Source organism: Streptomyces sp. NPDC024698 (assembly GCF_055559015.1).
Genome location: NZ_JBVHLK010000038.1, coordinates 1 through 11,679 on the forward strand (window position 1 = coordinate 1; position 11,679 = coordinate 11,679).

Consider the following 11,679-nt stretch of genomic DNA (forward strand, 5'->3'; position numbering starts at 1 on the left):
GCCCGCTGGGCATCAGTGACCGACAACGGCGGAATCCTCGGACCCGGACGACTCATGCCCGACTAACGACGAACCTCTGACTCAGGTCACTAGGGCCGGGCCGCCAGATGCCGGTTGGGGGCCTGGGCGCGGTCCGCGTACTCGGGGAGGATCACGACCTCGGCGCCCGCGGCGGCGAGGAGCCCGTTCCCGTCGGCGTCCGTGACGAAGGTGTCGGGCTCGCGCCAGGCGGTGACGACCCGCCGCACACCGGAGTCGAGGATGAGCCGGGCGCACGGCACGGGCCGGGAGGCGCGGTGGGCGCACGGTTCCAGACTGCTGTAGACGGTGGCGCCGGCCAGCCGCGGATCGGCCGGGTCGATCGTGGCGAGGGCCGCCTCCTCGGCGTGCACGACGGGGTCGTCGCCCTCGCGGGAGTGACCCCGGGCCAGCTCGGTGCCGTCGGCGGCGACCACCACCGCGCCCACGCTGAACGCGGTCTTCGAGGGCGGGCACAGCTCGGCGAGTTCGCAGGCGAGCTCCAGCCAGCGCCGGTCGGCCGCGGAGGCGAGCGGACCGGTGCCGGGCGCGGTGGGGACGTAGCGGATGAGGACGACGTCGCCGACGGGCCGGGTCTCCGCCAGCCGCATCCGGCCGAGGGGGTACGCGCCGGGCCCGAACAGCCGTGGCGCGTCCGGCTGCCCGACGAAGAGGGGGGCGACGGCGAGCTGGAGTTCGTCGGCGAGCTGCTCGCGCACGAGCTGGGTGTGGACCTTGCCGCCCCCTTCGACCATGAGGCGGCGCACACCCCGTACATCGTGAAGGTGTTCCAGCAGCACACGCCAGTCGAGCTCGGGGCCGGTCGACACGATGTCGACGCCGACGAGGCCGTGCAGCAGGGCGGACGCCCGCCGGGCTCCCTCGTCCGTCGTGTAGACGGCCTTCTCCCCGCCCGTGTGCCAGAACTGCGCCTGCGGGTCGAGCTCGCCGGAGCCGCTGACGGTGACCTTCAGCGGGTAGGCGGGGCGGCCGCCGGCGACACGGGCCGCACGGCGTTCGGGGGAGTTGACCAGGAGCCGCGGGTTGTCCGTGCGCAGCGTGCCGGCGCCCACCAGGATCGCGTCGCTGGACGCCCGCACCTCGTCGACCCGGTCGAAGTCGGCCGGGCCCGAGAGCAACAGCCGCTCGGGGCCGGTGTCGTCCAGGAAGCCGTCGAGGGAGACGGCGGCGGACAGCAGGACGTAGGGACGGGGCATCGGGTCGCATCCTCCGGTCACACGCGCACAGGGTTCGAGCGCAGGTTCAGGCGCAGGTTCACGTGCAGTTGTGCAAGGGCAGTGGCTCAAGTGCAGTGGTTCGAGTGCAGTGACTCAAGCGCAGTGGTTCAATTTTTAAACAATACCTAGACTGGCCTCATGACGACCCGCTGGCTCTCCGCCGCCGAACAGCGCGCCTGGCGCTCGTACATCTCCGCGACCTCCCTGCTGGCGGACGCCATCGACCGCCGGCTCCAGGCGGAGGCGGGGATGCCCCACCTTTACTACTCCATCCTGTCCCGGTTGTCCGAGGCGCCGGACCGGCGGCTGCGGATGACCGACCTCGCCGAGGCCCTGAAGATCACCCGGAGCCGGCTGACGTACGCGGTGGCGCGACTGGAGAAGGACGGGACCGTACGCCGCGAGGGCTGCCCCACGGACAAGCGCGGGCACATGGCCGTCCTCACCGACGAGGGCATGACCCTCCTGGAGCGGGTGGCGCCCGCGCACGTCGAGACGGTACGGACGGCGGTCTTCGACCATCTGACCCCCGAGCAGGTGGACCAGCTGGAGGAGATCTGCGGGACCATCACCCGCGCCATCCAGAGCGGGGATCCCGGGGCCCCCGGGGAGGATCTGCCGTGGCGACGGCGTTCCTGCTCCTCGTGAGGCGCCGGACCGGGACGTGAACCCCGTTGCTTGAAGTTTTAAGCAGATGTAGTGTCTGTTCCTGCGGCTGTGCTTCAAATCTGAAGCACAGTCCCGTACGAACCCGCCGGACGGAGAGACACCATGCGCGACCACCCCGACGCCACCGTGCGCACCCGCGTCCGCGTACCCCTGCGCTTCGGCGACGGCTACTCCGTCGACGCCGAGCTCGTGACCTTCGAGGGGCTCGAGGACGGCAAGGAACACCTGGCCGTCGTCCTCGGCGAGCCCGGCGCGAACCCGCTGGTGCGGCTGCACTCCGAGTGCCTGACCGGCGACGTGTTCGGCTCGGCGCGCTGCGACTGCGGTCCCCAGCTGCGCGAGGCCGTGGAACAGATCGCCGACCGCGGCGGCGTCCTGCTGTACCTGCGCCAGGAGGGCCGCGGCATCGGCCTCTACAACAAGCTCGACGCCTACGCCCTCCAGGACCAGGGCCTGGACACCTACGCCGCCAACGCCGCCCTCGGACTGCCCGAGGACGGCCGCGACTACACGGCGGCCGCCCAGATGCTCCGGGCCCTCGGCATCGGCTCCCTGGACCTGCTCTCCAACAACCCGGACAAGGCCGAACAGCTCCGCGAACTCGGCGTCACGGTCTCCCACCGCGTCCCCACGGGCGTCTTCACCACCGCCCACAACGTCCGCTACCTGCGCGCCAAGGTCCTCCAGACCCAGCACACGCTGCCCCTGCCGGAACTCACGGAACCCGCGGGCGTCCCGGCGGTCTGAACCCCCCGCCACGCACGCGCCGCACGAGGTCCTCGGCGGCCTCCGGCCACCCGGCGTAGTCGAAGGCGAAGCCCGCTTCGAGCAGGCGGCCGGGCACGACACGGCGGCTCTTCAGCAGGAGTTCGGTGTCCGACCGCAGCGCGAACGCGCCGACCTCGGCCATCCACCTCGTCGCGGGCAGGCCCGCCGGGACACCCCACGCCGCCCGCATCGCGCGCATGAACGTGCGCTGGGGCAGAGGGACGGGGGCGGCCAGGTTCACGGGCCCGGCGAGGTCGTCCCGGTCGGCCAGAAACGTGACCGCGCGAACGAAGTCCCGGTCGTGCATCCAGGACACGTACTGCGCGCCGCCCGCGACCGGGCCGCCGAGCCCGAGCCGCGCCAGCCGCAGCATGACGTCGAAGACACCGCCCCGATCGGGGCTCATCACCATCGCCGAGCGTAGGGCGACCTTGCGGGTGTCCGGGGTTTCCGCCTGCTCCTGCGCCCGTTCCCAGGCCTTGGCGATCTCGACGCTGTAGGCCCAGTAGCCCGGCACGCCGGGTTCGGTGCCGCCGAGCACGCCGGTCGCCTCGTCGTTGGGGGCGTCGAAGCGGTGGGCGTAGACGGTGGCGGTGCTCATCTGCAACCAGACCCGGGGAGGCCGCTTCGCGGCCGCGATCGCCTCACCCACGACTCGGGCGGAGCGCACCCGCGAGTCCATCATGGCCTGGAGATTCGCCGCGGTGTAGCGACAACTGACACTGCGTCCGGCCAGGTTCACCACGACATCACTGCCGTCGATCGCCTCGGCCCACGGTCCCAGGGTCTCGCCGTCCCAGAGGACGTCGCCGACGCGCACCGGCCGCCTGGTCAGGACGACGACCTCATGGCCTTCGGCGGTCCACGCGCGCTTCAGTATCGCGCCGACCTGCCCGGTCCCTCCAGGGATCACTATCTTCATCAGGCTCCCCCCGCGTGTGTCGGGGGGAGCCTAGCGCAGAAAACTGAACGCGTTCAAATGTGACCTTCTCGCGCCCGGAGGGCGCATCGCACCCGGCCCGGGCGCTGGTCCCGGCGCCGGATCCGGCTATGAGAACGAGCCGTAGTAACCGGTGAGGTCGGCGACCGGGCAGGCGGCGGAACCGATCAGGCACGCAGGGCTCGCGTACTTGCGCGTGTAGACGTTGGTGACCCTGCCACCGTTGTAGATGTAGACGTAGTGGTTCGGCATCAGCCGGTGCGTCCCGGAAATGATGGACCAATTCCCGCTCGTCGTCAGATGCATCGAAAATGCGCCGTCGATGGCACCGACGTGACAGAACGGATTGGAGGCGTGCGTCACCATCCGAACGTCCACGTAGTTGCGTCCTGACCCCAACTTCTTGGCGACCATGTTCCCCGACGACGCGGTCCTGGTGGCGACCAGCCGGCCGGTGCTCTTCTTGTAGACGTGGCTCGCGTGGACGTCCTTGTATCCCGCGACCGACTTCGAACTCCACGTGATCACGGCGTTCAGGGAAGTACGGTACTGCGACGACCTCCAGTTGAAATCGGAATGACCGTCGCCGGCGAACTGAAAGCCCCTCCCGTAGTCACAGCCGGCGGGCGGGGCGTCGATGCGCTTCTGCGGGATGAAGGTGACCCAGGTCAGGGTGGTTGTCCTGGCAGCCGCGGCGGCCAGAGCCCGCGACACGGCCTGCTCGCGCATCGCGGCGAGGGGCGTCTCCCCCGGGGACGCGGAGGGAACCGCGACCTTCATACCCCACTTGCGGGCCTTGGCGTCCCCGCCCTTCGGCAGTACCGGCGCGACAACGTACTGATAGACACCGCCAGGGGTCACCGAGGTGTCGTGGAAGGTGTCCGTCCCCGGGGCGAGGGTGGCGACAGTCTTCTCGTTCCGGGTGACGACGTACCTGGCGTCCCTCGCGTAGCCCTTCCACGAGATGTCCACGAAGGACCGGCCGGCGGCGGCGACGATCCCCTGATCGGCCATGGAACGGTCCACGACCGCCGTCACGCCGGACGCCGCCCGCATGACGCCGAACCCCTGGGCCTTCAGGGCTTTCCCCTCAGCGGTCCGCGCGCCCACCCCGGTCACATCGGTCAGACCCCGTGCCCCCGGAGCGGATATGGAGAATTCACGAGGACTTGGGCCGGCATCGCTCCCGGGGGAAGCGGATGCCGGAAATCCGGCGGCCAGGAGCGCGAGCGGCAGGACGGTCAAGGAACTCGCCTTTGCGGTGGAACGAGCCATCCTCATGGAATTCCCCCTGATGTACGCGGTCTTCTGAGCCTCCGACTCTAAAGAGACCTGGGCGCCCTGCGGTATTGCCCCTTTGGACACCCCCGCCGGCCTGAATTCACCAAGCCAGCGGGCGCGGCGAAAGACCTTCCCATGAAGCGTGACGTCCGCTTCACCCCCGTTGGGGCCCTGTCGCATTGCCCTCGGGGCACCCTCATCGGACGGCCGGACACGCTTTCCGCACCGGAGCCCGCGTGAGCAGTGCCATCATGAGGTGTGCGGGATTTCTTGCCCCCCCCACGCACGACGACTCCGATGCCGAAGACCGAGGAGCACAGCATGGCCACCGGCCCCGCCGACACCGCAGACACCCCCGCCTCCGCCTACGGGCCCGTCGCACTGGTTCTCGGCATCGCCTCGACCGCCGCCGCGGCGCTCATCTCATTCGTCGGACTCGCGATCCCCCTCCTCACCGGGATCCTCGCCGTGACCTTCGGGATCCTCGGAATCACCCGCAAGATCCACCGCAAGCAGTCCCTCATCGGTCTCATCGGCGGTTCCGTCGGCGTGCTCTCCGTCCTCGCCTTCATCAGCGCCTTCAGCGCGTGACGTAGCCTGCGGCCCGCGTCGAGCGGGCGACGCCCCAGGGCGCGAGCCGAGCACTCGCCCCCCGGGACGCCACGAGGACCGCGGTCGTCGTCTCAGATGACGGGGAGAGCCGACGGTCCCGATTCCGGCCGGTAGGCGCAGTCCGCGTCGGCGCACAGGGCGTCGTGGGCGAGACCGGCCAGCACCGCGGCCTGAGGTCGCGTCTGCTGCCCCAGCTTCTCGACGACCCGCGCGATGTGGGCCTTCACCGTCCGCTCCGCGATCCGAAGCTCCCGTGCGAGCTGACGGTTGGCCAGACCCGTGGCCAGCAGGAGGAACACCTCCTTCTCCCGGTCCGTCAGGCAGTGCACACTGGCGATTCCCTGTAACGGATCGGTTCCGGTGCGACGGTAGACGCACGTGGACGTCTTCACGGCAGGTCCCTTCCGATCCCGCCTTCTCAGCAGAGCCCCGTGCCCCGAGCAAGGCGGTCATCACGCATCAACCTAGCCCTCGCCGCTGACAGGGGCACGCCCATAAAGAGTCCCAGAGGTTCCCTTGAGGGTCACCGCCGGTGGCGAGGTCGCACGGGGTCCGCCCCGGCCGATCCGCGGGCTGCGGACCCCTCCGCTCCCGCGTCGCGCGCGGGCATCCGCAAACGCGACAGCGCCCGAGCCGACCGAAGCCGACCCGGGCGCCGTGCGGCGGGCCAGAGGGGTTTCCCCTCTCCCGCGGTGGTAGACCCTGTGGGACTCGAACCCACAACCAATGGATTAAAAGTCCACTGCTCTGCCAATTGAGCTAAGGGTCCCCGCACCGGAAAAGCACCGGCACGGCGCACCGGCTCGCGCCGACGCATCCCCGAGCATAGCGGGACGCGGCCGGGACTCCGATCGGGTATCGGGGACCCGGCCGCGCCAAAGGCCCGCAAGGTCAGGGATCGACCGGTTCGGGTGCACCCTTGCGGGCGGCCTCCCGGGCGATCGTGCGCTGATGCGCGGGGTTGAGGAACCAGTGACGGGCGGAGGCCAGCCACCAGGCCGCGGCGAAGCCGAGGACCACGAGAACGGCGATCGGGGCGTAGTTGAAGGTCTCCCAGGTGACCGGGGAGACCTGGGGCAGCATGAACAGGACCGTGATGACGGCCACCCAGACGACCGCGACGACCCCGACGGGACGGGACCAGCGGCCCAGATGCCAGGGCCCGCGTTCGAAGGCGTCGCCCTTGCGCACCCGCAGCAGCGTCGGGATGACGTAGGCGACGTACAGGCCGATGACCGCGATCGACGTCACGGCCGCGTAGGCCGCGTAGTTGATGAGGTACGGCAGGCCGAGCACGAGTGCGCCCAGCGCGGCCAGCCAGACGGCCGCGACGGGGGTGCGCGTGCGCGGGTGCACCGTGTGCCACACCGAGGAGAACGGCAGCGCGCCGTCCCGCGAAAAGGCGTAGATCATACGGCTGTTGGCGGTCACGGACGCCATGCCGCAGAACAACTGGGCGCCGATCACGACGAGCAGCAGGAGCTTGCCGGCCGTCGCGCCGAGCGCGTCCAGCAGGATCTGGGCCGGGGGCGCTCCCGTCGCCGAGCCGAGCTCCTTGTCGTACGACTGGATGGCGAAGGTGAAGCCGAGGAGCAGGACGAATCCGGCGATCCACGAGGTCCAGATGGAACGCACGATGCCCTTGGGCCCGGCCGTGGAGGCGTCGTGGGTCTCCTCCGTCATATGGGCGGAGGCGTCGTAGCCGGTGAACGTGTACTGGGCCATGAGCAGCCCCACGAGGACCACGTAGATCCCGCTGCCCCAGCCCGTGTGGTTCACGAACTTCGTGAACACGAAGCCGGCCGACTGGTGATGGTCGGGAGCGAACGTCAGCGCGCCGACGATGACGGCGACGCCGACGACGTGCCACCACACGCTGATGCTGTTCAGGAGGGCGACGATCCCCACGCCGAAGGTGTTGAGGAGACCGTGCAGGATCAGGATCGCGGTGAACAGGAGGATGGTGCGGCCCGGCGTCACCCCGAAGTCGAACTGGAGGTTCAGATAGGCGCCGAGGAACAGCGCCGCGCCGAAGTCGATGCCGGCGGTCACCGCGACCTGGCCGAGGACGTTGAACCAGCCGGTGAACCAGGCCCAGGCCGCCCTGCTGCGCTCCGGGGCGAGCCGGTGCGCCCAGAAGTACAGCCCGGCGGACGTCGGATAGGCCGAACAGATCTCGGCCATCGCGAGCCCGACGAACAGGGTCATGAGTCCGACCACGACCCAGCCCCAGGTGATCACGGCGGGACCGCCGGTGTTCATCCCGAACTGGTACAGCGTCAGACAGCCCGACAGGACCGAGATGATCGTGAAGGAGACCGCATAGTTGGAGAAAGCCGACATGCGGCGAGCGAGAACCTGCGTGTAGCCGAGCTGGGCGAGCCGCTCTTCGTCCGACAGCCCAGTCGCTCTGGCGTCATCTGTCATGCACCCAGCGATTCCCTCGCCGGGTGCATGACATGCGCCGTACCGATGGGAAATGTGGCTAGAAAAGGCCCTTGTAGCCCCGCCAGCCGCCGGCGATCTTCACGCGCGAGCCGAACGAACCCGTCCCCGTACCGGCGTTGCGGTAGACGTTCCCCGAGGTGTCGCGCTCGACCAGGTCGCTCTTCCCGTCGCCGGTGATGTCGCCGACCCCGACGATCGCGTCGTACGACGCGCCCCAGCCGGAGAAGACCTTCACCCGGTCCTTCAGCAGGCCGGTCCCGGTGCCGTTGTAGCGGTACAGCGTTCCCGCCCTGTCCCGCGCGAGCACGTCCCCGATCCCGTCGCCGTTCAGGTCCCCGGCACCGACGATCTTCGTGTAACCCGTCCACGCCGTACGGATCTTCCGGCCCGCGGCGAGCGTTCCGTCGCTCTTCGCGGCGAACAGGTAGAGGTCGCCGGTCGAGGCCTTCCGCGCGAGCAGATCCGGCCGCCGGTCACCGGTCAGGTCGCCGGGCGAGGTCAGGACGTCGTACGCGTTCCAGCCGGTGCCGAGCGCCTTGTACGAGGTCGAGGGGGTCGGCACCGTGCCGCACGCGGGCTTGTAGCCGCGCAGGGACCCGTCGCTCATGCGTACCAGGACGTCGTTGCAGCGGTCACCGTTCAGATCGCCGAACGGCACCGCGACCACCTTGGTGGACCAGCCGTTGCCGGTGACCTTTCCGGCGAATCCGCCCTTCCCGTCGCCCTGTTGGAAGGTCAGTCCGCCCGAGGAGTTGAGGGTGAGCAGATCGCCGGTGCCGTCCGGTTCTCCCCCGGACCCGACGTGGTCGTGGCGCACCGGGCTGCCGCCCTTCAGCCGGACGGTGCCGCGCACCTGGAGCGGGGCGCCGACACCGTCCGCGGGAGTGACGGTGACGGTCCAGTCGTAGGAGCCGTCCGGAGCGAAGGCGTCGCCGGGGAGCGCCGGGTCGTCGCCGGACCAGCCGACGTTCACCTCACCGCGCGCGGGACCGTTGTCGCGGCCGTCGTCGTAGGTCTTGCCGGTGGCGCGGTTGCGCGCGCTCACCGTCCAGTTCGCGGCCGGCTTCGACAGCAGCAGGGTGGCCAGGGTGTCCGGAGTGGCGTCGATCGTGTGGGCCCGGACGGACGGCACGTTCTCGGCGGGCGCCAGCAGCCGCAGCGGCTGCTGGGCCACCCCTGACGGTACGAGGTGCACGCGCTCCTGGCCGTCCACGTAGGCGGCGTTCGCGCCGGACTCGTCGACCGTCCAGCGCACGTCCCGCTGCGAGACCCCGGTGTCGGGCAGGTCGCCGATGACCCGGCTCTCGGCGGTGCCGCCCGCGACCGTCGTGAGCGTCAGCTTCCCTGCCGTCTTGTCGTGGGTGACGACGTATCCGTCACCGAGCTTCGCCTCGCCGGCGGGCACGGCGACGGACTTCTTCGCCGTACGGTCGAAGACACCGGCCCTGCCGTCACAGGTCCAGTAGATCCAGCGGCCGAGGGCCTGGAGCTCGGTGGGCACGCAGCCGGCGTCGACGGTGAGGGTCTCGGTCGTCCGCTTCGCGGTCAGGTCGTACGCCGTGAGGGTGCCCGGCGTCGATCCCGCCGTCCAGAGCACGTCGCCGGAGAGGGCGGCGGCACCGGAGGCGCGGGTGAGCACCGGGGCTCCGGCGTTGTCGAGCGCGTACACGTACTGCTTGTCGGCGGTCGTGTGGATCAGGTACTTGCCCGAGACGTCGGTGATGCGCCCGCCCGCGGGCACGCTCCGCTCCCAGAGGTCGCTGCTCCCCGGCCCGTTGACCCGGATCAGGTCGTTCGTCGCCGTGGAGTGTTCGAGCCAGGCGATCCGGCCGTCGGCCGTCCCGTGGATCCCGGAGCAGGCCACGTCCGTCGTCGCGCAGGGTGCGATGGTCACGGTCTCCGCGTAGGGCGTGAACTCGGACCGCGCACCGTAGGAGGGGGTGCCGGTCGCGGCGACGGTCCGGACGAAGTCGTCCCGGTGCCCGCGCAGGCTGTCGTCCGTGACGACGAGACGGCCCTGGTCGAGGGAGATCCCCTGGACGGGGAAGGGCGGCCTGGGCAGCGGCCTGACCTGGGTGACGACCGGGGCGCCGTCCGGACCGGAGATGATGCGCCGGATCCCCCAGTCGTCGGCACTCGTGCGGCCGATCTTCACGGCGGAGCCGCCGGGGCCGGCCGCGATCCCGTGGTTCGAGGACGACATCAGCGTCACCGCCTGCCCGCCCGAGATCGGCTGCGCGGTGACCTGGTTCATGCCGTTGACCAGCCAGTCTCCGACGACCGCCAGGTCGTGGGTGGCGTTCGCGCCGTCGGCGGTCCCCGCCAGCACGACCTCGGCCGGTACCGCCGACAGGTCCGCCCGGGGCAGCACCAGGACCTTGGCCTTGTCGTAGGCGAAGACGACGACATGGTCCGGCGCGATCAGCACCCTGCTGTACGCGACGGGAAGCGGACCGCTCCAGCTCTGCACCTGGCCGCTCTCCCGGTCCACCGCGACCAGACGCATCTCGCCGTCCAGCGAACCCCGCAGGAAGACGCTCCTCGCGTCGGCACCCGCGGGGATGCCGAGCTGGAGCCCAGCCGGTCCGCCGCCGACGGTCACGTCACGGGTGCTTCCGTCGGCCCCCGGAGTGAGCAGGTGGATGACCCGGGTGCTCGTCCCGTCCGCGGCGGGCTCGTTGCGGAACCCGACGCCCAGGTTGTCGAAGGCCGTGAGATAGCCGAGGCCCGCCGGGACCTGGATGCCGCGGGACGTGCCGTCCGTCGCGTCCCAGAACTCCACCCGGCCGTCGGCGTCCTTGTACGCCAGGACATCGCTGCCGGTGCCCGTGGGGGACAACCCGGCGCGCTGCGGAACGGGGACGGACTCACCGTCGGAGTACCGCGTCCACAGCAGGCCCGCCCGGCCCTCCTGGGTGTGGAAGACGCCCTGCGCCCCGGCGCCGTCGTGTCCGGAGCCCGTCGAGGTGCCGCGGATCGCGGCCGTCGTGTACGAACTCCGCAGCGCGGCGGGGACCACCGTCTCCTGAGCGGCGCCCACCGCCGACGCCGATGTCGGGAGCAGCGGGACGATCCCACCCGCGAGGAGCGTCGCGGTGGCCGCGACGAAACCGGCCCGTCCCGCTCGCGAGGAACGGACGAAGGCATGGTGGAGCAAGGGATCCCCTCCCGGAACAGTGAGGAGACGCGTCTACCGTCCCGGGCGCCGAACCAACCCTCAGCCGTCGCATCCCCACATGAAGTCGGTTGATCCTACTGGGAGTCGGAAGGGAGGTGGTGAACATTTTCCCGCGGCCCGCTGCCCCGGAAACGACGATGTGGCCCCCACCCGAATCGGGTGGGGGCCACATCAGTTGGCTAGATCAGCGGCGGTCAGCCGTTGCGCTTCCAGCGCGGCTTCTCGTCGCGGCGGAACGTGCCGGTGCCGGTGCCGGTGCCGGTCGTGCGGTGGTCGTCGCGGCGGGCGGCCGGACGGTCGTGGCCGGAGCGGAAGCCACCGCCCGCGGGACGGTCGCCCTGACGGTCACGGTTGAAGGGACGGTCGCTGCCCCGGTGACCGCCACGCTCGTCACGGCGCTCGAAGGAACGGCCGCCACGGTCGTCACGGTTGAAGCCACCACCGCGGTTGTCGTCACGACGCTCGAAAGAACGGCCGCCACGGTCATCGCGGTTGAAGCCGCCACCACGGTTGTCATCGCGACGGAA

The 11,679-nt window shown here is 70.6% G+C and carries 9 protein-coding genes, 1 tRNA gene and 1 pseudogene; 3 read left to right on the top strand and 8 right to left on the bottom strand.

What is annotated here, in order from left to right; translation table 11 throughout:
* Positions 1–89: 89 nt before the first annotated feature.
* Positions 90–1,235 (bottom strand): dihydrofolate reductase family protein, encoded by a 1,146-nt coding sequence (locus ACZ4AA_RS37090; protein WP_467612688.1) that lies wholly within the window; start codon positions 1,233–1,235, stop codon positions 90–92.
* Positions 1,236–1,394: 159 nt separating this feature from the next.
* Between ACZ4AA_RS37090 and ACZ4AA_RS37095 the strand changes: the two genes are divergently transcribed.
* Together ACZ4AA_RS37095 and ACZ4AA_RS37100 are read left to right on the top strand one after the other, a co-directional pair.
* Positions 1,395–1,904 carry a MarR family winged helix-turn-helix transcriptional regulator gene (locus ACZ4AA_RS37095; protein WP_467612691.1) on the top strand — a complete coding sequence of 170 codons (510 nt, stop codon included), beginning with the start codon at positions 1,395–1,397 and terminating at the stop codon, positions 1,902–1,904.
* 123 nt (positions 1,905–2,027) lie between these two features.
* A complete protein-coding gene (locus ACZ4AA_RS37100) occupies positions 2,028–2,672 on the top strand; it encodes a GTP cyclohydrolase II (RefSeq protein WP_467612694.1) in 645 nt (214 codons plus the stop codon).
* On the opposite strand, the gene ACZ4AA_RS37105 is transcribed toward ACZ4AA_RS37100, so the two are convergent.
* Together ACZ4AA_RS37105 and ACZ4AA_RS37110 are read right to left on the bottom strand one after the other, a co-directional pair.
* A complete protein-coding gene (locus tag ACZ4AA_RS37105) occupies positions 2,641–3,615 on the bottom strand; it encodes a TIGR01777 family oxidoreductase (protein WP_467612697.1) in 975 nt (324 codons plus the stop codon). The two genes, ACZ4AA_RS37100 and ACZ4AA_RS37105, sit on opposite strands and share 32 nt — an antisense overlap.
* Positions 3,616–3,741: 126 nt before the next feature.
* On the bottom strand, positions 3,742–4,647 hold the full coding sequence (locus ACZ4AA_RS37110) for a hypothetical protein (RefSeq protein WP_467612700.1): 906 nt from the start codon (positions 4,645–4,647) through the stop codon (positions 3,742–3,744).
* Positions 4,648–5,211: 564 nt separating this feature from the next.
* On the opposite strand from ACZ4AA_RS37110, the gene ACZ4AA_RS37115 reads away from it, so the two are divergent.
* Entirely contained in the window at positions 5,212–5,505 is a 294-nt protein-coding gene (locus ACZ4AA_RS37115; protein ID WP_467612703.1) for a hypothetical protein, read from the top strand.
* Between the two features lie 92 nt (positions 5,506–5,597).
* Here the strand turns inward: ACZ4AA_RS37115 and ACZ4AA_RS37120 are convergent, their stop codons facing one another.
* The 5 genes and pseudogenes from ACZ4AA_RS37120 to ACZ4AA_RS37140 all read right to left on the bottom strand — a co-directional run.
* Entirely contained in the window at positions 5,598–5,855 is a 258-nt protein-coding gene (locus tag ACZ4AA_RS37120; RefSeq protein WP_467612706.1) for a LuxR C-terminal-related transcriptional regulator, read from the bottom strand.
* 364 nt (positions 5,856–6,219) lie between these two features.
* Positions 6,220–6,295, bottom strand: a tRNA-Lys gene (locus tag ACZ4AA_RS37125).
* 122 nt (positions 6,296–6,417) lie between these two features.
* Positions 6,418–7,953, bottom strand: a complete 1,536-nt coding sequence (locus ACZ4AA_RS37130) for an amino acid permease (protein WP_467612711.1) — start codon at positions 7,951–7,953, stop codon at positions 6,418–6,420.
* 58 nt (positions 7,954–8,011) lie between these two features.
* Positions 8,012–11,131: an FG-GAP repeat domain-containing protein gene (locus ACZ4AA_RS37135; RefSeq protein ID WP_467612714.1), complete on the bottom strand. Its 3,120-nt coding sequence runs from the start codon at positions 11,129–11,131 to the stop codon at positions 8,012–8,014.
* A 215-nt stretch (positions 11,132–11,346) separates the two neighbouring features.
* Positions 11,347–11,679: pseudogene (locus tag ACZ4AA_RS37140) on the bottom strand (DEAD/DEAH box helicase); the annotation flags it as partial.

Excerpts from the sequence above, each read along its gene's own strand:
- ACZ4AA_RS37115 (WP_467612703.1), top strand. The coding sequence starts at position 5,212 with ATGCCGAAGACCGAGGAGCACAGCATGGCCACCGGCCCCGCCGACACC.
- ACZ4AA_RS37105 (WP_467612697.1), bottom strand. The coding sequence starts at position 3,615 with ATGAAGATAGTGATCCCTGGAGGGACCGGGCAGGTCGGCGCGATACTG.
- ACZ4AA_RS37100 (WP_467612694.1), top strand. The coding sequence starts at position 2,028 with ATGCGCGACCACCCCGACGCCACCGTGCGCACCCGCGTCCGCGTACCC.
- ACZ4AA_RS37130 (WP_467612711.1), bottom strand. The coding sequence starts at position 7,953 with ATGACAGATGACGCCAGAGCGACTGGGCTGTCGGACGAAGAGCGGCTC.
- ACZ4AA_RS37095 (WP_467612691.1), top strand. The coding sequence starts at position 1,395 with ATGACGACCCGCTGGCTCTCCGCCGCCGAACAGCGCGCCTGGCGCTCG.
- ACZ4AA_RS37090 (WP_467612688.1), bottom strand. The coding sequence starts at position 1,235 with ATGCCCCGTCCCTACGTCCTGCTGTCCGCCGCCGTCTCCCTCGACGGC.
- ACZ4AA_RS37110 (WP_467612700.1), bottom strand. The coding sequence starts at position 4,647 with ATGGCCGATCAGGGGATCGTCGCCGCCGCCGGCCGGTCCTTCGTGGAC.